Raw genomic sequence first — 22,504 nt, 5'->3', positions numbered from 1 at the left:
GTGTCGCAAGACGTCGATTGCCGTGCGGCTCGTCTCGCAAGTGGGAGGCGGTCGGCTAGTCGGCGAAGCGAATGTCGAGCGCGCGCGCGGCAAGCACCGCCTGGGTGCGGTTCTGGACGCCGAGCTTGCGCAGGATCGCGGTCATGTGGCCCTTTACGGTCGCCTCCGAAACGCCGAGGTCGAACGCGATCTGCTTGTTGAGTCGCCCCGCGAGAACGCCGAGCAATACTTTCAATTCGGTCGGGGTCAGGCTGGCGACGCGATTGGAGATGTCATCGGCCGGCAGGGCGGCGACGGGGGCATCGCGGTCGCCCGCCAGCGCGCGCGCGACCGCATTTTCGAGCGTGGCGAGATCGGCGGTCTTCGATACGAAGCCGACCGCGCCATAGGCGCGCGCGCGCGGCGCGGCCTCCGCCTCGTCGGCGGACGAGATGACGACGATCGGCGTGTCGGGACGCTCGGCATGCAGCAGGGCGACACCCGCAAAGCCCTCCGACCCCGGCATCCGCAGGTCGAGCAGGATGAGATCGAGGCGGGCGGCGCCGCGCGCCGCCTCGATCGCCTCGCCGAGCTGCCCCGCCTCGAGGATCGTCGCATCGGGGGCCGCGCGACCGACCGCCAGCTTCAGCGCCTGGCGAAACAGCGGGTGGTCGTCGGCGATCAGGATCGTGCGCGCGGTCATGCGAAGGCGGCGGTGGCCTTTTCGCGACCCGTGATCAGCGCGTCGACGACCGTCGGATCGGCAAGCGTCGAGGTATCGCCCAGACCGTCGAGCTGGTTCTCGGCGATCTTGCGCAGGATCCGGCGCATGATCTTGCCCGAGCGCGTCTTGGGCAGGCCGCGGGCGAACTGCAGGACATCGGGCGTCGCGATCGGACCGATCTCGCGGCGGACCCATTGCACGAGTTCCTTGCGCAGCTCCTCGCTCGGTTCGGCATTCGCATTGAGCATGACATAGGCATAGATGCCCTGGCCTTTCACGTCGTGCGGCATGCCGACGACCGCGGCTTCGGCGACCTTCGAATGCGCGACCAGCGCGCTCTCGACCTCGGCGGTGCCCATGCGGTGGCCGCTGACGTTGATCACGTCGTCGACGCGGCCGGTGATCCAGTAATAGCCATCCGCGTCGCGGCGGCAGCCGTCACCGGTGAAATACTTGCCCGGATAGGTCGAGAAATAGGTCTGGAAGAAGCGCGCATGATCGTTCCACACGGTCCGCATCTGCCCGGGCCAGCTGTCGGCGATCACGAGATTGCCCTCGACCGCGCCATCGAGCACCTTGCCGTCGGCATCGACCAGCTCGGGCACCACGCCGAACAACGGCTTGGTCGCGCTGCCGGGCTTGAGCGCGGTCGCGCCGGGAAGTGGGCTGATCATGTGCCCGCCGGTCTCGGTCTGCCACCAGGTGTCGACGATCGGGCAGCGGCCTTCACCGACGACATTGTGATACCAGTTCCAGGCCTCGGGGTTGATCGGCTCGCCGACCGACCCGAGCAGCCGGAGCGACTTGCGGCTGGTACGCGTGACCCAGTCGTCACCCTCGCGCATCAGCGCGCGAAGCGCGGTCGGTGCGGTGTAGAGCGTGCTGACCTGATATTTGTCGACGATCTGCCAGAAGCGGCTGTGATCGGGATAGTTGGGAACGCCCTCGAACATCACCGTCGTCGCGCCGTTCGCGAGTGCGCCGTACAGCGTATAGGTGTGGCCGGTGACCCAGCCGACATCGGCCGCACACCAGAACACGTCGCCTTCGCGGTAGTCGAACACATATTCATGCGTCATCGACGCCCAGACGAGATAGCCGCCGGTGGTGTGGAGCACGCCCTTGGGCTGCCCGGTCGATCCGCTGGTGTAGAGGATGAACAGCGGGTCTTCCGCGTTCATCGGTTCGGGTGCGCAGTCGGTCGACTGGTTTGCGACGCACTCGTGATACCAGCAATCGCGGCCCTCGGTCATCGCGATGTCGCCGCCGGTGCGGCGGACAACGATGACCGTCTCGACGCCGAGATTGCCCTGATCGAGCGCGGCATCGACATTGGCCTTCAGCGGAATCGTCTTGCCGCCGCGCAGCCCTTCGTCCGCGGTGATGACGACGCGGCTGTCGCAATCGTGGATCCGGTTGCACAGGCTGTCGGGGGAGAAGCCGCCGAACACGACCGAATGGATCGCGCCGATCCGCGCGCAGGCGAGCATCGCGCACGCGGCTTCGGGGATCATCGGCAGATAGATCGTGACGCGGTCGCCCTTCGCGACGCCGCGTGCCTTCAGCGCATTGGCGAGCCGGGACACTTCGTCGCGCAGCTCGGCGTAGCTGATCGTGCGCGAGTCGGCGGGGTCGTCGCCTTCCCACAGGATCGCGGTCGCGTCTGGGCGTGTATCGGCGTGGCGATCGACGCAATTGGCGGCGACGTTGAGCTGACCGTCCTCGAACCAGCGGATGCGGAAATCGGCCTCGTCGAACGACGTGTCCTTGATCTTGGTCGGGGGAACGATCCAGTCGAGCCGCTGCGCCTCTTTCGCCCAGAAGGCATCGGGATCAGTCGCGGCCTCGGCATACATCCGGTCATAGGCGGCGGCATCGATCCGTGCGTCCTTGGCCCATGCTGCGGGAACGGGATAGCTGGCCTCGGTCATCACACTCTCCTTTTGCCGCCGTTCTAGACGGTCGCGCGGTACGCGGCACCCCCAACCAAAGTCAGGGATGATCCCACCCGGGCGATCCGCCATCGTCGTGTTGCTTGCATCTACGCGTCAGACCGGTGGAGCAACCAGGAGGTTGGGATGAGACGATCGGTATTCACGACGTTGCTGCTGGGCACGGCCCTTGCCGGGCTGACGCCGGGCGCCGCCTTCGGCCAGACCGCGCGAGAGGCGGAACTCGAAGCACGGCTCAAGGCGCTCGAAGCAGCGGTCCAGGACCTTCGCGGTGAGTTGACCGCAGCGCGTGCAACCGCCGCCGCGGCCCCGACTGTGCCCCCACAGACCGCCGTCGCTGCGTCGCAGGTGACGGCGCCGGCCGCATCGCCCGGCGGATCGCCCGGCGCGACCAATGTGGCCCAGGCCAAGCCTGTCGCGACAAATTCGGCACCGACCGACGGTTTTCGCATGGGGAACACGACGGTCAAGCTGGGCGGTTTCGTTCGCCTCAACGCCATCGCCAGCCGCTACAGCGGTGGCGAGGTCGCGGTCGGGGGGCTGGGCAAGGAGTTCTTCCTGCCGCAGCAGATCCCGGTCGGCGGCGGGTTCTCCAGCCAGGACCTGTTGCTCTCGGCGCGCCAGACCCGCCTGCAGTTCAGCACTGCGACCCCGATGAACGGTACCGACATAAAGACGCTGGTGGAGTTCGATTTCGCGCTCGCGACGGCGCCGGTCGGTGCCCAGCGCGCGACCAACCCTTACACGCCCACTTTCCGCCGTGGCTTCATCGAATATGGCAATCTGCTGGTCGGGCAGGAATGGTCGACCTTCCAGAACATCGCGGTGCTGCCCGAGACGACCGATTTCGTCGGCCCGCTGGACGGCACGGTGTTCAACCGCCAGGCGCTGATCCGCTACTCCATCCCCTTGCGAACCGGGCTGACGTTGCAGGTCGCGGTCGAGAATCCCGAAACGGAAACGGCGCTGCCCGCCAATGCGGCGCTGGTCGACACGGATGACGACCGCCTGCCCGACGTGGTGGCACGGCTGAACTGGAAGTCGACACTGGGCGATTTCGCACTGGCCGGCATCGCGCGCGAATTGCGCACCGATACGCTGGGCCGCGGCGATACCGCCTTTGGCTGGGGCGTTTCCGGGTCCGGCAAGATCCCGATCGGCAAGCGTCACGACCTGCGCTTCATGGCGACCTACGGGCAGGGCATCGGCCGGTATCTGGGATTGGGATATGTCCCCGACGCGATCTACGGCGGCACCGCGACGCAGCTCGAGCGGATCGACAATTTCGCGGGCTTCGCGGCACTGCGTATCGGCTGGACCGATGCGATCCACTCGACGCTGATGGGCAGCTACCAATCGGCCGATTATCCGGCCGGCGTGATCGTCACGGGGCTGGCCAATGCCAAGTCCTATGGCGGTGCTGCCAACCTGTTCTGGTCGCCCGGCAAGGGCTTCGACATCGGCGTGGAATATCGCCACGCCGTCCGCGAACTGGTCTCGGGTGACACCGGTGCGCTCGACCGCATGGAATTCGCCTTCAAATACGGGTTCTGATCGCCCGACGCTCTAAAAATCCCACCGCTCCACTTGAGAGGATACCGCCATGGCAACGACAACAGGGGACGCATCGCCCCTTGGTCACGTGAAGCAGAGCCAGCCACTGATCATCATCGCGTCGTCGCTCGGCGCGGTGTTCGAATGGTATGACTTCTATCTGTACGGGCTGCTCGCGACGATCATCACTGCGCAGTTCTTCTCGGGCGTCAACGAGACGACCGGGTTCATCTTCGCGCTCGCGGCGTTCGCGGCCGGGTTCGCAGTGCGGCCGTTCGGCGCGCTGGTGTTCGGGCGGATCGGCGATGTCGTCGGGCGCAAGAACACCTTCCTCGTCACGATGGCAATCATGGGCCTGTCGACGTTCCTCGTCGGCCTGCTCCCGAGCTATGCCTCGGTCGGCGTCGCCGCGCCGATCGCGCTGGTCGTGCTGCGACTGTTGCAGGGCCTCGCGCTCGGCGGCGAATATGGTGGCGCTGCGACCTATGTCGCCGAGCATGCGCCCGACAAGAAGCGCGGGCTGTTCACCAGCTTCATCCAGACCACGGCGTCGCTCGGTCTGTTCGCCGCCCTGCTGATCGTCATCGGTGTGCGCACGCTCGTCGGCGAGGAGGCGTTCGCGGCCTGGGGCTGGCGTATCCCGTTCATCGTCTCGATCGCGCTGCTCGCGGTGTCGCTCTGGATCCGGATGCAGCTCGAGGAGAGCCCGGTGTTCCAGAAGATGAAGGAGGAGGGCAAGACCTCCAAGGCACCGCTGACCGAGGCGTTCGCCAAATGGGGCAACCTCAAGATCGTGCTGATCGCGCTGTTCGGTGCGGTCGTGGGGCAGGGCGTCGTGTTCTACACCAGCCAGTTCTACGCGCTGTTCTTCCTGGAGAAAAATTTGCGCGTCGACGGGCCGACGACGAACATCCTGATTGCGATCGCGCTGCTGATTGCGACACCCGCGTTCATCTTCTTCGGCTGGCTGTCGGACAAGGTCGGGCGGAAATGGATCATCCTGACCGGCTGTGCACTCGCTGCACTGACCTATATGCCGCTGTTCCACGCGCTGTCGAAGGCAGCCAACCCCGCACTCTATGCGGCACAGCTGTCGTCGCCAGTCAGCGTCGTCGCCAACCCCGACGAATGCTCGGTGCAGTTCGATCCCGTCGGCAAGAACAAGTTCGACAGCAGCTCGTGCGACATCGCCAAGTCGTATCTGGCCAAGGCGGGCATCTCCTACACCAACGTCGTCGCACCGGCGGGCACGGTCGCGCAGATCCATATCGGCGGCGCGACCATTCCGGTCGTCAATCCGGCGATCGTGACAGGGGCCGATCGTACTGCAGCGATCAAGGCGTTCGGGGCCGAGGTGAAGACCGCACTGACCTCGGTCGGCTATCCCGAAAAGGCCGACCCGGCGCAGATCAACAAGCCGATGGTCGTCGCGATCCTCGTCCTGCTCGTGCTCTACGTGACGATGGTCTATGGCCCGATCGCCGCGCTGCTGGTCGAACTGTTCCCGACGCGGATCCGCTACACGTCGATGTCGCTGCCCTATCATATCGGCAATGGCTGGTTCGGCGGGTTCCTGCCGACCGCGGCCTTCGCGATGGTCGCGGCGACGGGGGATATCTATTACGGCCTGTGGTACCCGATCCTCGCCTGTGCGGTTACCGCGCTGGTCGGGCTGGTCTTCCTGCCCGAGACGTTCCGCCGCTCGCTGCACGGCTGAACGGACGTATCGAGCAGATCCGGGGTGCGGCAGCCGCGGCACCCCAGATCTGTTTCAGAACAGCGTCTTGAACAATCCGGCATTGGTCTTGCCGAGCTCGACGATTGAATCCCCACGACCACTCATCACCGCTTTCGCCATATAGAGCGTGAAGCCCTTCATCTGTTCGAGCGTGATCTTGGGCGGCATCGACAGTTCGGTGCGCGCCGTGACGGCATCGAGCAGCGCAGGGCCCGGATGCGCGAGCACCTCGCGGACGCCCGCCTCGACCTCGCCAGGGTCGGTGACGCGGACACCATGCAGACCGATCGCACGTGCCATCGCGGCGAAATCGGGATTGTCGAGTGCGACCCCGGTCTCGATCATCCCCGCCGCCTTCATCTCCATTTCGACGAAGCCGAGCGTGCCGTTGTTGAAGACGATGATCTTCACCGGCAGGCCAAGCTGCCGAACGGTCAGCAATTCGCCCATCAGCATCGCAAGGCCGCCATCGCCCGACAGGCTGACGATCTGACGGCCGGGATAGGCGGCCTGCGCGCCGATCGCCTGAGGCAGGGCGTTTGCCATCGAGCCATGGTTGAACGACCCGATCAGCCGCCGGCGGCCGTTCATCTCGAGGTAGCGCGCTGCCCAGACGGTAGGCGTGCCGACGTCGCATGCAAAGACGGCGTCGTCGCTTGCGAGCTCGCTGACGACTCGCGCGACATGCTGCGGGTGGATCACGCCGCTCCCCGGGGTGCCGGTCGCGAGTTCGTCCAGGCCCTTGCGCGACTTGGCGTAGTCCTCGCGTGCGTCGCGCAGGAAGGCGCCGTCGCGCTCGCGTGTCAGCAGCGGCAGGACATGGTCGATCGTCGCGCCGACGTCGCCGACCAAGCCGAGGTCTATCGCGGTACGGCGGCCGAGACTTTCGGGCCGCAGGTCGATCTGCGCCACCTTCGCCTTTTCCGGATAGAATTGGCGATAGGGAAAATCGGTGCCGAGCATCAGCAGCGTGTCGCACGCCATCATCGCGTCATAGCCGGACGAGAAGCCGATCAGCCCGGTCATGCCGATATCATAAGGATTGTCATATTCGACGAATTCCTTGCCGCCGAGTGCATGGACGACCGGTGCCTGGAGCACGCCGGCAAGCGCGACGAGTTGCGCATGCGCCCCCCGACAGCCGCGACCCGCGAGGATCGTCACCTTGCCGGCGTCGTTCAGCAACGCGGCAAGGCGGGCGAGCGAGTCCTGATCGGGGATGATCGTGGCCGCTTCGGGCAGCAACGCCATGCTGGACCGGGCGATAAGGCCCGTGGTCGTGCGCAACGCGACATCGCCCGGCATCGCGACGACCGCGACGCCACGATGGCCGACCGCGGCACGGATCGCGGTGTCGAGCGTGCGCGGCATCTGATCCGCATCGGAGATCGTCTCGCAATAGACGCTGCATTCGCGGAACAGCGCCTCGGGACGGGTTTCCTGGAAATAGTTGGAGCCGATTTCGGCGCTCGGTATCTGCGCGGCAATCGCCAGGACGGGCACGCGGGTCCGGTTGCAGTCGTACAACCCGTTGATCAGATGCAGGTTGCCCGGCCCGCAGGAGCCGGCGCAGACCGCGAGCTTGCCGGTGAGTTGCGCTTCGGCGCCGGCCGCGAAGGCCGCCGCTTCCTCGTTGCGAACGTGCACCCATTCGATCGTTCCGCGCCGCCTGAGCGCTTCGGTGAGGCCGTTCAGACTGTCGCCGACCACGCCATAGATGCGCTCGACACCGGCAAGTTCGAGCGTCTCGACGAACAGGTCGGCGATCAGGGTCTTCGGCATCGGGCGTCTCCGGGTCTCGAAAGGGGGGAAGGTCGATGCCTCAACGCGTCCGGGCGGCAAGTGACGCGGATGCAACGCGGGATTTACGCCACGACCGGCAGGATCACATCGTTGCAGAAATGTAACAAGTTTGATTTTTCGTCACGAGATTGCGCGCAGCGGCGATCTTGTCCCCCTGAATCGGTTGCATTCAGGATTTTCAGACCCGAGCATAGGTATCGGATCCCGGCAACACTCCGGATCACACACGAAGGACTGATTTCAGCACGACCAGTATTGCGTGAGCAAACGACGTAAATCGTCGATAGACTTGGGGGAAGGATCCGAAAAGGCGCTCACCATTCGGGGGTAGCCTAATGAAGATCGCTCATCATATCTCGCGTCACGCCTTGATCGTCGCCCTTGCCGCTGGGGGGCATGTTTCGGCCAGTGCCCAAGAGCTTGCCCAGACGACAAACCCCGCCACGGTAGGATCGGCCAGCCCGCCGACAAGTGATGCGTCCGACGACATCCCCGACGACATCATCGTAACGGGGACACGTGCGACCGGCATTACTGCCGCCGAAAGCGCGGCGCCGATCAAGGTGCTTGATGCCGACATGATGAGTCATGTCGGCCAGCCCAATCTGAACCAGATCCTGACGCAGCTGGTCCCGTCCTTCACTGCGCAGGCATTTGGCGGCGACACCGCGAACCTGACGCTGTCCGCGCGGTTGCGCGGACTGAGCCCCAACCACACACTCGTGCTCGTCAATGGCAAGCGCCGGCATGGCACCGCCAACCTCGCGGTGCTCGGCGGGCCCTATCAGGGGGCCGCGACCGCGGATCTCGACCTGATATCGCCCTCTTCAATCAACCGTATCGAGGTTCTGGAAGACGGCGCGGCGGCGCAATATGGCTCGGATGCGATCGCCGGGGTGATCAACATCATCCTCAAGGACGGCGATACGGGCGGCGATGGCTATGCGACCGCGGGCGAGAATTACCAGACGGGCGGGCGGACCTATGCCGGGACGCTGCATCTCGCGACGAAGATCGGCGAGGACGGGTTCCTCAACGTGACGGCCTTTCACCGCTATCACGACTTCACGCAGGTCGGCGGGCTCGACCGGCGGGTGACGGACGGTGATGGCAAGCTGCTCACCGGCACGACGTCGCCGGCGTTAAGTCCCCTGCAGCAGCAGCTCTACCCGAATATTTCGGGCTTCCCGTACGTCAACCGGATCAACGGCGATGCGCAATCCCGCCTCACCAACCTGCAATATAACAGCGCCTACGACTTCGGCGCGGCGGAGGTGTATAGTTTCGGCACCTATTCGAAGCGGATCGCCAGTGCGTACGAAAATCTGCGCGTACCGACGCGGGTCTCGCGGACGGTCGGCGGGGTCACGACCTATTTCGATCCTGACGGCGACAGCCCGGTCAACGGCTTTTCACCGCGCGAAAAGATCCGCGAGGACGACATGGCGTTTACCGGCGGCGTTCGAGGGCTGCTGAGCGGCTTCAACTACGACCTGTCGACCAGTTTCGGGCAGGACAAGAACCTCATCTACACCGTCGATTCCGCCAACGCCTCGCTCTACGCAGATACCGGATTTACGCCGACGAGCTTCTATAACGGCTTCTTCAAGGCGACCGAGTTCACCGCGAACGCCGATGTCACCCGCGAGATCGCGGTGGGCATGGCGGCCCCGCTGAACCTCGCATTCGGCGCGGAGTATCGGAAGAACGTGTACGAGATCGGCTCGGGCGATGCCGCATCGATCTACAAGGAAGGCGGGCAATCCTATCCCGGGTTCCGGCCATCCGATGCGGGCGTGAACGGCCGCAACAGCCAGGCGGCCTATGTCGATGTCGCGATGATGCCGATCGACGGGCTGAAGGTCGATGTTGCCGGACGCTATGAACATTATTCCGATTTCGGCAGCAAGTTCATCTACAAGGGGACGGGCCGGTACGACTTTTCGGATGCGTTCGCGCTGCGCGGCACGGTCTCGACCGGGTTCCGGGCGCCGACGCTTGCAGAATCTTATTACTCCGCGACCAATGTGTCGCCGACGTCTGCGTTCGTGCAGCTGCCGGCCAATTCCGCCGCGGCCAAGCTTCTGGGGTTTGCCAATCTGAAACCGGAGAAATCGACCAATTTCAGCCTGGGTACCGTGCTGCGTCCGGCGCCACGCCTGACGATCACGATCGACGCTTATCAGGTCAAGATCCGCGACCGCATCCTCGGGACCGGTTCGCTGTACGGCAGCGGTGGTGCGACCAACTTCCCGATCGTGACCGCGGCCATTCGGGCGAACGGCAACATCCTCGACCCGACCGTCAATCAGACCGGGATCAACATCTTCACCAACGGCGCGGACACGCGGACGCGCGGCATCGATCTGGTGGCGAGCTACGTCACTGATCTTGCCGACTATGGCAAAGTGAACTGGATGCTGTCGGGCAACTATAACGAGACCAAGGCGCTCAGACTGAATGCGGCGCCTGCGACGCTCGGCGGCATCCCGCTCTTTGACCAGGAGGCGATCAGCTATCTCGAGACGGCGTCGCCCAAGACCAAGGTGATCGGTTCGATCGTCTATGCGCTCGACAAGTTCGGTGCGACGCTGCGCGGGACCGTCTACGGCAAGACGACGGCGTATCTGACCCCGGATGGCGGCGCATATTACAAGCAGACGGTCGGGTCGGCGTTCATCGGCGACGTCGAACTCAACTATGACCTGACCGCCGCGCTCAAGCTGTCGGTCGGCGCCAACAACCTGTTCAACAAGCGGCCGCTGACCGTCGGGCTGGTGCCGGGGTCGACCAACTCGCTGGTCAACGACGCCAATGTCCTCGACGGGCCACTGACGTTCAGTCCCTACGGCATCAACGGCGGCTATTATTACGCGCGCTTCAACATCACCTTCTGACGAGATCGGGCGCGGCGCTCGGCGGCCGCGCCCGAACCTGCCTGCACGTCAGGCGGGTACCATGACCGACAGGATATCATCGACCTGCGCGGTGGCGAACGCGGTATATTCGTCGCCGATTGCATAGGGCAGCAGGATCCGGCGACCCTGCAACAGCCCGCCGCAGCTATAGGTGACGTTCGGCACATAGCCGCCACGTTGCTCCGCGCTCGGGAACAGGAGCGGGGAGGGCGTGCGCGCCAGCACGCGGCTGGGGTCCGCCTTGTCAAGCAGGCACGCGCCGATGCAATAGCCGCGGACCATGCCGACGCCGTGGGTGAAGACCAGCCAGCCCTCGTCGATCTCGATCGGGGATCCGCAATTGCCAAGCTGCACGAATTCCCACGGATATTTCGGTGCCATGATCGGCGTCCCGCGCTCCCAGGTGTAAAGATCGTCCGAGCGGAGCAGCCAGATCGTCTCGCTGTCCTGCCGCCCGAGCATCACGAACTGGCCATCGATCCGGCGCGGGAACAGCGCCATGCCCTTGTAGCCGGTCATGGCGCCGGCGAGGGGGCGCATTTCGAAGGTCCGCATGTCGACGCCGCGGAGCATTTCCTGCTGAACCTTGCGTCCGTCGAACGCGGTATAGGTCCCGATGATGCTGCGAACGCCGTCATGATCGGTAAAATTGACGAGGCGCAGATCCTCGACCCCCTGGCGCTGGCTGGGCAGCACGGGAAAGATGACCGTTTCCGAGGCATCCTGGCTGTCGTCGCATAAGAGCCGGACCCAGCCATCCTGGTTGCGGTCGATTCGTGGCGGCACACCATGCGGGCTTGCCGGATCGATCACGAGGCGATCGTCGGGTCCCCACTCGCCGGTACGGAACGTAACCGAGGAGATATGTCCTTCGCCGATGCCGCGCAACGACAGTACGAACTTGACGCCGCCCATGGCCGATGGGGGTTCATCGTCGATCCGCGCGATGCTCGGATTGAACAGGGCCGCCGACTCGAACGCATATTCCTGGCTGAAATAGGCGCCCAGCAGCAGCGCCTCGTCGGCGTCGATGTCGCCGATATCAAGCTCGTCTTGAACCTCGGCAAAGCGGCGGCGGAAGACTTCATCGGCATTGCGATGCCGCTCCTCCATCGGTTTCGCCAGCAGTTCGACCATGCGTTTGCGCAGCGCGGGGTCGAGTGCCATCACCCGCTGCGCCACCTTTTGCGCGCGCGATGGACGATCGGCCGCAAATGCCTCGGGGTAGCTGAAGCTGAACGGGCGGATTACCGTTCGCGAAGGATCGGGCTTGAGTTCGATCTCAAGCTTCTTGAAGACGTTGGCAGCTTCCATGCGCGGACCTTTCACCGGGCGGCGTCCTGCATGCGCACACCCTTGCCCCGTTCAGCGATAGACCTCGCGTTTATATCCATGGATCGCATCGCCGCGGCGGATTTCCCCGTGACCTGCTGCTTTCGGACCTGACCGGATATCGTGCAACAACTTTGCTATTGATAACCACTCGCAAACTTCTGTAGGGCATGGGCATGCAGGCCACCCCGCAGCGCACGCCGGACCTAAGGCGAACGGCAACGTCGCCGCGGCGTCGGTTGCGTCCTGCGGTCGTGCCGATGATTGCCCGGATCGGGACCGCGCTGGTCGGCGGCTATGTCCTGGCCTCCGCGGGTGCGACGCTGATCGCGCGGCTGCTGCCAGTGGACCGTGCCGAGGCCACCAGTTGGGGAATGATCCTCTCGTTCCTAGTCTACGCAATCGCCGTGCTCTGGAGCTTTCACGAGCCACGCGTTATGCGCGTCGTGCTCGGCATCTGGGGCGGCAGCGTGGCGATCGGTCTGGTACTGGCCTTGCTCGGCGTCCGCTCATGACGGCTGCGTTGCCGCTGCGGCAGAGCATGGCGTGGATCCATGGGTGGCTGGGGTTGCTAGCGGGATGGCTGTTGTTCGCGATGTTCCTGACGGGGACGGCAAGCTATTTCCGGCCCGAAATCACCCAGTGGATGCAACCCGAAATCCGCGCGAGCACGGTGTCGCCTGCGCAGGCCGCGCAAGGCGCGATGACCTATCTGCAGCGGATCGGCGCGGGGGACGACGTCCAGTGGTTCCTCTACCTTCCCGATGCCCGCTCGGCGGTGACGCGCGTGTTCGAGCAGCGGAGTCCGACGTCGACGGCACCGCCACGTCCCGCCGAACTCACGCTCGATCCCCGCAGCGGGGAACCGGTCCGTGCCCGCGAAACGCGGGGCGGCGAGCATTTCTATCGGTTCCACTTCCAGCTTCAGCTGCCCTATCCCTGGGGGCGCTGGCTGGCCGGACTGTGTGCGATGGTGATGCTGGCGGCGATCGTGTCGGGGGTGATCACGCACAAGCGGATCTTTGCCGATTTCTTCACGCTGCGCTGGAACAAGGGACAACGCAGCTGGCTCGATGCGCATAACGTCTCGGCGGTGCTCGCGCTGCCCTATCATGCGATGATCACCTATACCGGGCTGATCACGCTGGTGGCGATGTACATGCCGTGGCCGGCGATGGTGAACTACAAGACGCCGCTCGATTACGGGGCGGTCGCATTCGGCATTCCGACCGAGCGCGCGGCGACCGGGATTGCCGCGCCGCTGCTGCCGATCGGGCCGATGATCGAGAAGGCCGAAGCGGTGCTCGGCGCACCTGCGACCCGGGTCGTGGTGCGCCATCCTAATGATCGTGCGGCAACGGTGACCGTCTATCGTCATGCCGGCGTGTCGATCAATGCGCGGCTGCCATCGGTGACCTATTCGGGAAGCACCGGGCAAATGCTCGAGCGATCGGGCGGCACCGGCCCCGCGCTGATGACCTCGGCGGTGATGCTTGGTCTGCACGTCGCGAGCTATGCGGGTACCGGGCTGCGCTGGGCCTATTGCCTGCTTGGCCTGACCGGCGCTGCGATGGTCGGTACGGGCCTGTTGCTCTGGACGACCAAGCGGCGGCGGCCGGGCGCGGCGCCGTTTCCGGGGCTGACGCTCGTCGAGCGCTTGAACATCGCGGTGATTGCCGGGCTGCCGGTCGGGATGGCGGCGTATCTCCTGGCGAACCGGTTGATTCCTGTCGATGCGGCCGGGCGTGCGGATGGCGAAGTCGCCGCGATGTTCTGGGTCTGGGGCGCGGTCGAAGTCGCGCAGCTGGCCCGATCGCCGCGGCGCGCCTGGATCGAGGGCTTCGCGATCGGCGCCATCGCCTTTGCCGCAATTCCGGTCATCAATGCCGTCACGACCGCGCGCGGTCTGCCGGCCTCATTGCGTGGCGACGACCCGGTATTTGCCGGGTTCGACCTGACCATGCTCGCGATCGCCACCGTGCTGGCGATGGCGGCATGGCGTGTCGCGCATCTTCGTCCGGCGGCGCCGGTACGACGTCCTGCCCGTGGAGTGGTTCATGCTTGAAACGATCATCGTCACGCTGGCGGGCTGGATGCTGCTCGCGGCCTCCGCGTTTCGCTATCGCCGGGATCTCGGGATCACCGCACCCGGGACGATCCGGCTGTTGCGGATCGCCGCCGCCGCCGCACTGACGCTGGCGTTCCTGCGGTGCGGGGCGCCGGTCAGCGGCGAACGCGTCGTGCGGTTTCTGGGTGGCGGCTCAATCGCGGCGGTCATCATGGTCGGCACGCTGTCGGTCGCGCCGATGTTCATGCTCCGACCCGTTGTACTGATCCTCGGCATGGCGCGTGCCCTACGACCCTCGAAAGACGAACACCGTACCGCTTCGGCCTGACGGCGAAAGCGGTACGGAGGGTGCCGGTCATTAGTGATCGGTCTCGGGGCTCGATCCGCCACCGTTGTGGCGGATCGCAACCATCCTAGCGATTTACCGCGGCAGCCGGTGCGCGGGTTGGCGTTTGCGCGACGGGTGTGCCGACGGGTGCCGGTGCCGGCGTGACACCGGTTACGGATGGGGTACAGCCTGGGACGGTGGACGGCGCCATTGCCCCGGGAGGGGCCAAGTTCGCGCCGCCCGGTGGCGGGGGCGGCGGACCATCGCGGCCGGGCGCACCGGGACCACCGGGGCCGCGAGGGCCACCGGGGCCATGCGGCGGCGGCCCGCCCGCGGGGCCGGCGGCGACGATCCGCCCATTCGGATCGACCAGATAGGACGCGCGCAGCTGCCCATTGTCGTAGCGCCCCTGTACCGTCATCGTCGCACCGGCAGTGACGCCATCGCCGTTGCGGCCGGCATCGATCATCGTCCGCCCGGTCGCGTCCTGAAGGACGAAGCGGTCACCGAAGATCTCGACCACACGGCCCTTCACCGTCACCACGCCGCTCGTACCAGACAGTCGGGCGATAGCGGTCGGCGTGGTGGGTGCCATCTCGATGCCGGGCCGCGTCAGCGATACGGCGCCGGCGCCGCCTGCCACGCCGACTGCGAGCAGGGCGGCAGCGGCGAGCTTCATCCGCGATCCGCGGTTCAGTGTGTCCATCAAACGGGGCATTCATCGTCTCCTCTTCGTGTCGATGACCGGCTTCTAGGCGCCGCATCCCCACGGCCCGCTGAACTTCCCCGTTCAGTTTGGGTTTAGCGTTCACAGCTAGCGAGGTCGTCATGCGTATATTGCTCGTCGAGGACGATCCCGATCTCGGCCCCGCGCTCGCCAAGGCCTTGCGAGGCGAGAATTGCGCGGTCGATCTTGCCGCAAACGGCGTCGATGCGGGGCATCTGGGCGACACCGAGGCCTATGACGCCGCCGTGCTGGATCTCGGCCTGCCCGGGCGGGACGGCGTCACGATCCTGCGGGACTGGCGGGCGGCGGGGCGCGACCTTCCCGTGCTGATCCTGACCGCGCGTGACGGATGGTCGGACAAGGTGGCGGGGTTCAAGGCTGGGGCCGATGACTTCATGACCAAGCCATTCCGCGTCGAGGAACTCGTCATGCGGCTGCGTGCGCTGGTGCGCCGGGCGGCGGGGCATGGCGCCACGCGGCTCGAATGCGGTCCGCTCGCATTCGAGACGCAGACCGGCCAGTTCGAGCTCGACGGTTTGCCGGTCAAACTGACTGCGCTCGAATGGCGGGTGCTGTCGGCGCTGATGCTGTCGAAGGACGCGGTGATCGAGCGCCTGGCGTTGATGGAGCGTGTCTATGAGGGCGATGCGGACGTCGATTCGAACAGCCTCGAGGTGATCGTGGGTCGGCTGCGCAAGAAGATCGGCGCGTCGCTGATCGATACCGTGCGCGGCCGAGGTTACCGGCTCGCGACGCCGATACCCCGATGAGGCTGATCCCGCGGTCGATCCATGGGCGGATGCTCGGCCTTTCACTACTCGCCACCCTCGTCGCGCTTGCGGTCGCGGGCGCGGCGATAGCCGGCGTGCTGCAGCGGTTCGTCACCCAGGGGCTCGACCAGCGGCTCGATGCCGAATTGTCGCTGCTTGCCGGTGCGGTCGATGGCGATGGGCGGATCGACCGGGCGCGACTGACGCGGCTTCGTGGCCTGCTCGATGCCGGCCCCGGCTGGCAATGGCAGATCAGTGGTCCGGCACAGACCGTGCGTTCCGCCGAGTTGCCGACGCTGCGGACGCCTGGCCCGGCACCGCGAGACGCGCTGCGCAGAGAAGGGAAGGAGCGTCCGCAACCACTGGAAGGGCGGGACGGGGTCCATGCTCGACAGATTTCGATCGCGACTGCCGCGGGGCCGGTAGTGCTTACCGCGGCGGCCCCGCGCGACGTCGTCGCGCGACCGATCCGGTCGGCGGTGGTGCCGTTGCTCGCAACGCTCGGCATTCTTGGCATCCTGCTCGGTGTTGCGACGCTGGTGCAGGTGCGGATCGGGTTGCGACCGCTGCGCGCGTTGCGCGACGGCGTCGCTGCGATGCGCAGGGGGGCCGCGGGTGTGTCCGAAGCGCAGCCCGACGAGCTTCGTCCGCTCGCGATCGAACTGAACGCACTCGCGCGGGACAACGCGGAGGCGCTCGCGACCGCGCGCGCGTCGGCGGCCAACCTGGCGCACGCGCTGAAGACCCCCGTCGCGACGCTTGCGCTAACGGTGCGTGACGATCCGGCCCAGGCGGCGCAGCTTGCCCGGATCGACGCAACGATCCGGCATCATCTTGCCCGGGCGCGCAACATCGCCGGCGGTCATGCGAGCAGCACCGCACTCGCCCCCGCGATCGCCGATCTGGTATCGACGATCCGGCGGCTGAGGATGGAACGCGGCATCACGATCGATCAGGCGATCGACCCGGCGCTGCACGTCGCGGTCGATGCCGCCGATCTCGACGAGCTGGCGGGCAATCTGATCGACAATGCCGCGCGGCATGCGGGCACAAGGGTGCGCGTCTGCGCAACGGTCGATCAGGGCATGATCCGGCTCAGCGTCGTCGACGATGGCCCAGGCATCGCGCTGGCGGACCGTCAGCGGGCGACCGATGCTGGCGTGCGGCTCGACGAACGCGAGGACGGCCATGGGTTCGGACTGGCGATCGCGCGCGAGCTCGCGGCGCTGTATGGCGGCGTGCTGGTCCTCGACGATGCCGCGGGCGGCGGGCTCTCGGCTTCGGTCACCATGCCGATCGGTGCCAAGGTCTAGGATTGGCCCGAATGCGCGGCGATCATGTCCGCGGCGTTTGGACGGCGCAGGATGCAGATGCCGTCATCGCGATAGTCGATCAGCCCCATCGCGACAAAGGCGTCGACCCAGCCCTGCATCGGCCACCAGCCCCAGCGCGCATGGAATACCGTTGCGTTGCGGACGATGTCGTCGAGATGCTGGACGGGCGGATCATAGCTGTCGTGATACTGATGACAGGCGATCGCCCCGCCGACGAAGATCAGCGGGGTTTGTGCATGCTCGGCGCGAAAGCCGAAGTCGGTGTCCTCCGCGCCATAGCCGACGAACGCCTCGTCAAAGCCACCCAGCATGTCGAACCGTGATCGGCGGATCGCGAACGCCAGCGACCAGAACAGGCCGGGATTGGTTTCGCGCCGCGTGCCCGTTGCGGGAAAGCTGCGCACCGGATGTGGCCGCCCGGTTGCCAGCAGGACCTCTTCGTTCCATGTCGAACGCGCGTCGTCGGGTCCGAGATAGCGGATATCCGCGCAGAGCAACGCATCGTCCGCATCGAGTACCGCACCCATCCTGCCAAGGCACTGCGCCATCGGGATACAGTCTACGTCGAGGAACAGCAGATGTGCAGACGTCGCGTGCCGTGCTGCAAGGTTGCGCGCGGCGGCAAGCGCGAGAGTGCCGGTCTGGAGCCGATGGACGTGGACGGGGAAGGGCGCCTCCGGCTGCGCGACCGGGTCGCTGCTCATGTCGACGACGATCAGTTCGGCGGGGGCGACAGCGCTCCGTTTCAAGCCCTCGACCAGCTGGATCAGATGGGGTTCGCGGTCCTTGACGAGGGTCAGGACGGAGAGCGGCGTCATCGCAGGGACCACAGGTCGAGGCGGTACGCGGCGGTCCGTTCCGCACGCTCGACCGCAAAATCGCCGAGCCGGTCGCGCAGCTTGGTGACGGCTGCGTCGCCGGTCTGTGGATAGTCGGTATCGCCCGTCCAGTGTACGAGCATGATGCGGCAATCGGGCGTGGCGCTGGCGCGGATCGCCGCGGCTGCGCGCTCGATGTCAGCGTCGTCCCAATAATAGACGACCTCCGACAGCACGACGAGATCGAACGCGTCGTCCGGCGTCTCGGCCGGGAAGCCACAGCGGGCGATCGTGACATTGGGCAGTGCGGCGCAGCGCGACCGGGCAAGCTCGACGGCGCGCAGGCTGATGTCGATCGAGGTCAGGGTATCGCACAAAGGCGCAAGCCGCGCGGTCAGCACGCCGTGGGCGCAGCCGATCTCAAGGGCGGAACGATAGCGTCGATCGTCGATCGCGGCGATCGTCGCATCGAACTTTGCGGCTTCATACGGGCTCGAGGCGAGCGACCAGGGATCATCGTCGCCGGTGAAGACGTCGTCGAAATAGCGCGCGTCGAGGCTATGGTCGGGTCGCATGTCGGCTCGCCAGATAGAGGAGATCGGTGCCCGGCATGCGCTGCTGCGCGCGCGGCAGGCGAAAGCCGTCGCCCATCAATCCGGTCAACTGGCTGCGGTGCGCGCGGAGCGCGGCGCTGCGCCGGGCGGTCGGCATCGCCGCGGTACGGACGACGCGCCTGCCCGCGGGGCGTTCGCCCCAGACGGCATATTCGAAAACCGCGACCGGCCTGCGCGCCGCGTGCGCAGCATGCACCGCAAGCGTAAAGCACGCGGCATGATCGCAATGCGGCTCGCCTGCCGCGGTGGTCGCAATCGCGTCGACCGCGTGCCGGCGCAGCAGGATCGCCAATTGCCGGACGGATCGACGGAACGCGGCGCTTCCGGGGCGGTGCGGGTTCGCGTCGTGCCAGTCAAGAAACTGCGGGACGATCCGCCGTCCGCCGGTCAGCAGCGCGACGGCGTGCCGTGCCTCAACGCGTCGTCGCCGGATGAGCGCGCTACGATCCGCCGGCGTCGGGCACGGATGCGAACCCGATCCGTCGGTCAGGATCATCACACCGGCAAGGCGATTGCGAGCCGCCGTATCGGCGATCAATGCCCCCGTGCCGAGCGTTTCATCATCGGCGTGCGGCGCGAGCAACAGCCACCGCGCGCTGTGCCAAGGACTTCGGCTCAGTGCAGTCGCGGGGGTCACCACAAGCGGTCGCCGGCGCCCCAGACGTCGCGGTCGAGCCAGGCGAGCGCCGCCTGATCGCGCGCATAATCGGGGCCTGCCTGACGCAGATAGAGGCTGAGGTCGCGGCTGATCTTGTCCGCACGCTCACCATCAAACGCGCTGCGCGTACCGAGAAGACGCGCGGTGGCTTCCATGACGTCGAGCGCGGCACGCTCGACGACACCTCGCGTCATCTGGACGAAGACGATCGCGTCCGCCTCCTCGCGCGCGGCACGTCCCGCAGCCTCGCGGATCCACAGATAGCCGGTACGCGCGGCAACGACCGCCTCGGCGAAGCGCGCACGCTGGACGGGATCGCCGCGCGCGGTGTCGGACAAGGCGCGTCGGGTCTCGGTCAGCAGCCCCTCCATGCCGCCAAGCTGGACCGCCAGGAACCGCCATGCCCCCGCGGTGAACCGGGGTTCGCGGTCATAGTCGCCCGGTGCGCCCAGCGTCTGCATGGCGCCGGCTGGATAGCCCGAACATTCGTAGCGACCGCTCATGCTCGCGCGCATGCCGCGCACGCGCCAACGGGACGCGTCGGTGCGTATGGGATCATTGGCCGGGATGACGACGATCGGACGCTGCCCCGCCGCCGGACGCGCAGTGACGATCGCGTAATCGATACCCCCGGCGCCGCTTGCGAAGTGCTTCGCCCCATCGAGCACGGGGCCGTCGGGACTGTCGACGACCGCGACGCCGGGCGGAGGTTCGGTCGCCCAGACGCCGAACCATGCACCGCGGTCTAGCTCGGTATCGAGCCAGGCGAGCTGATCGGCCGATGCATACCAGTCGAACAGTGCGAGCGCATTGACATGGCCCTCGAACAGCCGCCCGACGCTGAGGTCGCCGCGTCCGACAGTCCGCAACGCATCGAGCAGCTCGTCCGGTGCACCATTGGCCTGGCCGCCAAGTGCACGCGGGGCGAACCGCCGGTGCAGGCCGTGGCGGACCAGTGTGGCCATGCTGTCCGCGGGAAACATGGGGGCGGCATCATAACGCTCGCCGCAGGACGCGAGCGTCTCGACGAGGTCGAGGGACGGAGACGCGGGGGCTGGCCGTGCAGTCGGGCCACTCATCGGTCGAGCCCCAACGGCATGTCGCAGCGCATCGGCGGGAGCAGGGGTTCATCGCGCGCGACCCCGGAATCACCACCCGGCTGGTCGCGCCGCATCCGTCGCCACGCCGCGCGTGCGCGCCACTGATCGAACGACGGTAGAAAAGTGGACTCGCCGCGCGCCACGCGATCGGACAGCGCCTGCATATGGTCCGCCATGCCCCCGGTCGCGCGACCGATGGTGCGCGCGGACACACGGGTCCACACGCTCATCGGATGGCCGAGGCGACCACCCGCTGCGACCGCCGCCTCGACCAGTGCGCGGTCTTCCCCTGCAGGGATTGCCGGAACGCCGCCTGCCGTACGGTAGAGCGGAGCAAGAATCGCCAGGCTCGCGCCGGTATGGTCGCCGTGACGGGGTGCCGGATCCCAGCGGCACGGATCAATGTCGTCCTCGATCGCGCGAACACAGGCCCAGTAGCGGTCGAGCTTGACCTGCATCGCGTTCATGTCCGCCGCGAGCGGTTCGGCATCGTCGACGACGATCCGGCCCCCGACGATATCGAGCCCCGCGTCGATCGCGCGCAGCATCGCCGAGATCCAGTCGGACGGCGGCCGGGTATCGGCATCGGTGGAAATTAGAACGCCGCGATCCGGATCGATGCGTGCCAAGCCGGCGTCCATCGCCAGGCGTCGCGCGGTGCCGGCATGCGCGCGCTCGGGCGGAATATCGTGGCAGGCCACGGCGAGATGCAGTCGCTCGCCCCAGACTGCCTGTGCCCGGGCCACCGCGGCGACGCTGTCATCGACGGTGTTGTTGATCAAGATCGAGACGCGGATCGGTCCATCCACGTCCTGTCGCGCGAGGGCGTCGAGCAGAATTGGCAGACGGTCTGCCTCGTCACGCGCGGGCACGCATACGCAGAAGCGGGCGTCCGTCATGCCGCCCCCGCCAATGTGATCGGATAGTCAGACGCGCGGCCCCGTGCGGCGTGGCGCGTCGGCTGGATCATCTCTTCGTACAAATCCTCATAGCGGTCGATCATGACGTCGGCGTCGCAGATCGCCTCCGCCCGCAGGCGGCAGGCACGGCGGTCGAGCAGCACCGCCCGCAGCGCGGCGTCCGCGAGCGATGCGACATCGTCCGCGCGTGCGAGCGTGCCACAGGACTCGTCGAGGAGCGCCGGAATCGCGCCGCGCGCAAAGGCGGCGACGGGCGTCCCGGACGCGAGGGCTTCGGCGACCACCAGCCCGAACGGTTCTTCCCAGCGGGGCGTACAGAGGAACGCACTCGCGCCGCCGACGAGCGCGCCGAGTGCCGCATGCTCGAGATGCCCGACATGCGTGACGTCGGCGCCGAGCCGCGGCAGGATCTCGGCCGCATAATAGTCCGGATCGGAGATCGGTCCGGCGATGCGGAGCGGATAGCCTGCCAGCCTCGCCGCGTCGATCGCCAGATGAAGGCCCTTTTCGGCGACGATCCGCCCATACCAAACGAGATAGCGGTCGGGACTTGCGGCAGGTTGGAAGGGGAAGCTCGCAAGGTCGATACCGTTCGGGATCGTCCGGTCGATCGGCGTCACGTGGCTCCACAGACCACGGATCGTATCAGATACGGCAACGAAGCGCATCGATGGTGACTTGCAGAGGCGGATGCCGCTTTCCAGCCAGCAGAACGGGGGCGTGTGCAGCGTCGTGACCATCGGCGTGTCGAGCGTTTCTGCCATCGAGACGGGAAGATAGTGGAGAGAGTTGTTGTGGATGACGTCGAACCGCCGGTTCCGCAGCATGCTCATCAGCCGCAAATAGGCATGGTGTTCGCGGAAGAACGTCACGTCCTGCGCTTCGGCGGTGCCGGTTTCGAGAAGCGAGGTTTCGTCGCAGATCGCCTCGAGCCCCATTGCCGGATCGGATTTCATCGATGCGAATACTGTGACCGCATGTCCACGTCGGCGTAACGCGGTCGCCAACAGGTGCGTATGCATCTCGAGGCCACCGGCAAAAGGCTCGCGGATGGCATATTTGAGATGCGCAATAATCGCGATTCGCATTCCGACCCCTTCACCAGCGATCACGATCTAGGTCGCGTCGATTCGGTGAGAAACGCATCAATTCGGCTTTTATGTCCGC

Annotated in this window: 19 protein-coding genes; 8 read left to right on the top strand and 11 right to left on the bottom strand. The window is 66.3% G+C overall.

From position 1 onward, the window contains the following. Window positions 1–55: 55 nt before the first annotated feature. Both IFS44_RS02430 and acs read right to left on the bottom strand, forming a co-directional pair. Window positions 56–682 carry a response regulator transcription factor gene (locus IFS44_RS02430; RefSeq protein WP_192070413.1) on the bottom strand — a complete coding sequence of 209 codons (627 nt, stop codon included), beginning with the start codon at window positions 680–682 and terminating at the stop codon, window positions 56–58. Beyond that, window positions 679–2,634 (bottom strand): acetate--CoA ligase, encoded by a 1,956-nt coding sequence (acs, locus tag IFS44_RS02425; RefSeq protein WP_192097353.1) that lies wholly within the window; start codon window positions 2,632–2,634, stop codon window positions 679–681. Before acs ends, IFS44_RS02430 begins: the two co-directional genes overlap by 4 nt. A gap of 147 nt (window positions 2,635–2,781) precedes the next feature. On the opposite strand from acs, the gene IFS44_RS02420 reads away from it, so the two are divergent. Together IFS44_RS02420 and IFS44_RS02415 are read left to right on the top strand one after the other, a co-directional pair. Beyond that, window positions 2,782–4,209 carry a DcaP family trimeric outer membrane transporter gene (locus IFS44_RS02420; protein ID WP_152555342.1) on the top strand — a complete coding sequence of 476 codons (1,428 nt, stop codon included), beginning with the start codon at window positions 2,782–2,784 and terminating at the stop codon, window positions 4,207–4,209. A gap of 49 nt (window positions 4,210–4,258) precedes the next feature. Continuing rightward, a complete protein-coding gene (locus IFS44_RS02415; protein WP_192097352.1) occupies window positions 4,259–5,926 on the top strand; it encodes an MFS transporter in 1,668 nt (555 codons plus the stop codon). Window positions 5,927–5,980: 54 nt separating this feature from the next. Here the strand turns inward: IFS44_RS02415 and poxB are convergent, their stop codons facing one another. Further along, window positions 5,981–7,729 (bottom strand): ubiquinone-dependent pyruvate dehydrogenase, encoded by a 1,749-nt coding sequence (poxB, locus tag IFS44_RS02410; protein WP_192097351.1) that lies wholly within the window; start codon window positions 7,727–7,729, stop codon window positions 5,981–5,983. 356 nt (window positions 7,730–8,085) lie between these two features. Between poxB and IFS44_RS02405 the strand changes: the two genes are divergently transcribed. Next, entirely contained in the window at window positions 8,086–10,647 is a 2,562-nt protein-coding gene (locus IFS44_RS02405) for a TonB-dependent receptor plug domain-containing protein (RefSeq protein WP_192097350.1), read from the top strand. Between the two features lie 48 nt (window positions 10,648–10,695). Here IFS44_RS02405 and IFS44_RS02400 read toward each other — a convergent pair whose 3' ends face one another. After that, complete coding sequence (locus IFS44_RS02400; RefSeq protein WP_192097349.1) at window positions 10,696–11,982, bottom strand: glycoside hydrolase family 130 protein; 1,287 nt, start codon at window positions 11,980–11,982, stop codon at window positions 10,696–10,698. A gap of 188 nt (window positions 11,983–12,170) precedes the next feature. Between IFS44_RS02400 and IFS44_RS02395 the strand changes: the two genes are divergently transcribed. Genes IFS44_RS02395 through IFS44_RS02385 form a run of 3 tightly spaced genes read left to right on the top strand, consistent with a single transcriptional unit; the run spans window position 12,171 to window position 14,396 of the window. Further along, window positions 12,171–12,515 (top strand): hypothetical protein, encoded by a 345-nt coding sequence (locus IFS44_RS02395; protein ID WP_206757808.1) that lies wholly within the window; start codon window positions 12,171–12,173, stop codon window positions 12,513–12,515. Between the two features lie 26 nt (window positions 12,516–12,541). After that, a complete protein-coding gene (locus IFS44_RS02390; protein ID WP_244649836.1) occupies window positions 12,542–14,065 on the top strand; it encodes a PepSY-associated TM helix domain-containing protein in 1,524 nt (507 codons plus the stop codon). Then, a complete protein-coding gene (locus IFS44_RS02385) occupies window positions 14,058–14,396 on the top strand; it encodes a hypothetical protein (protein ID WP_159510748.1) in 339 nt (112 codons plus the stop codon). Before IFS44_RS02390 ends, IFS44_RS02385 begins: the two co-directional genes overlap by 8 nt. Window positions 14,397–14,481: 85 nt before the next feature. On the opposite strand, the gene IFS44_RS02380 is transcribed toward IFS44_RS02385, so the two are convergent. Continuing rightward, complete coding sequence (locus tag IFS44_RS02380) at window positions 14,482–15,114, bottom strand: hypothetical protein (RefSeq protein ID WP_192097346.1); 633 nt, start codon at window positions 15,112–15,114, stop codon at window positions 14,482–14,484. A 110-nt stretch (window positions 15,115–15,224) separates the two neighbouring features. Between IFS44_RS02380 and IFS44_RS02375 the strand changes: the two genes are divergently transcribed. Both IFS44_RS02375 and IFS44_RS02370 read left to right on the top strand, forming a co-directional pair. Beyond that, window positions 15,225–15,893, top strand: coding sequence for a response regulator (locus tag IFS44_RS02375; RefSeq protein WP_159510750.1), 669 nt, complete (start codon window positions 15,225–15,227; stop codon window positions 15,891–15,893). Then, window positions 15,890–17,206: a sensor histidine kinase gene (locus IFS44_RS02370; RefSeq protein ID WP_244649834.1), complete on the top strand. Its 1,317-nt coding sequence runs from the start codon at window positions 15,890–15,892 to the stop codon at window positions 17,204–17,206. Before IFS44_RS02375 ends, IFS44_RS02370 begins: the two co-directional genes overlap by 4 nt. Here IFS44_RS02370 and IFS44_RS02365 read toward each other — a convergent pair. The 6 genes from IFS44_RS02365 to IFS44_RS02340 are packed head-to-tail and all read right to left on the bottom strand — an operon-like array spanning window position 17,203 to window position 22,425. Then, window positions 17,203–18,045, bottom strand: a complete 843-nt coding sequence (locus IFS44_RS02365) for a glycosyltransferase family 2 protein (protein WP_192097345.1) — start codon at window positions 18,043–18,045, stop codon at window positions 17,203–17,205. The genes IFS44_RS02370 and IFS44_RS02365 overlap by 4 nt on opposite strands. Continuing rightward, window positions 18,042–18,620, bottom strand: coding sequence for an SAM-dependent methyltransferase (locus IFS44_RS02360; RefSeq protein WP_056407774.1), 579 nt, complete (start codon window positions 18,618–18,620; stop codon window positions 18,042–18,044). Before IFS44_RS02360 ends, IFS44_RS02365 begins: the two co-directional genes overlap by 4 nt. After that, window positions 18,604–19,296 (bottom strand): PIG-L deacetylase family protein, encoded by a 693-nt coding sequence (locus tag IFS44_RS02355; RefSeq protein ID WP_342366308.1) that lies wholly within the window; start codon window positions 19,294–19,296, stop codon window positions 18,604–18,606. The genes IFS44_RS02360 and IFS44_RS02355 overlap by 17 nt, the downstream gene beginning before the upstream one ends. After that, window positions 19,293–20,396, bottom strand: coding sequence for an acyl-CoA/acyl-ACP dehydrogenase (locus tag IFS44_RS02350; RefSeq protein WP_192097343.1), 1,104 nt, complete (start codon window positions 20,394–20,396; stop codon window positions 19,293–19,295). Before IFS44_RS02350 ends, IFS44_RS02355 begins: the two co-directional genes overlap by 4 nt. After that, on the bottom strand, window positions 20,393–21,316 hold the full coding sequence (locus IFS44_RS02345) for a glycosyltransferase (protein WP_192097342.1): 924 nt from the start codon (window positions 21,314–21,316) through the stop codon (window positions 20,393–20,395). Before IFS44_RS02345 ends, IFS44_RS02350 begins: the two co-directional genes overlap by 4 nt. Further along, entirely contained in the window at window positions 21,313–22,425 is a 1,113-nt protein-coding gene (locus tag IFS44_RS02340) for a glycosyltransferase family 4 protein (RefSeq protein ID WP_192097341.1), read from the bottom strand. The genes IFS44_RS02345 and IFS44_RS02340 overlap by 4 nt, the downstream gene beginning before the upstream one ends. Window positions 22,426–22,504: the final 79 nt, after the last annotated feature.

The organism is Sphingomonas sp. CFBP 13706, from assembly GCF_014842355.1.
Taxonomy (GTDB): Bacteria; Pseudomonadota; Alphaproteobacteria; order Sphingomonadales; family Sphingomonadaceae; genus Sphingomonas; species Sphingomonas aerolata.
Note: the sequence above shows the minus strand (reverse complement) of the source record. Positions and strands in the feature narration are given on the sequence as shown.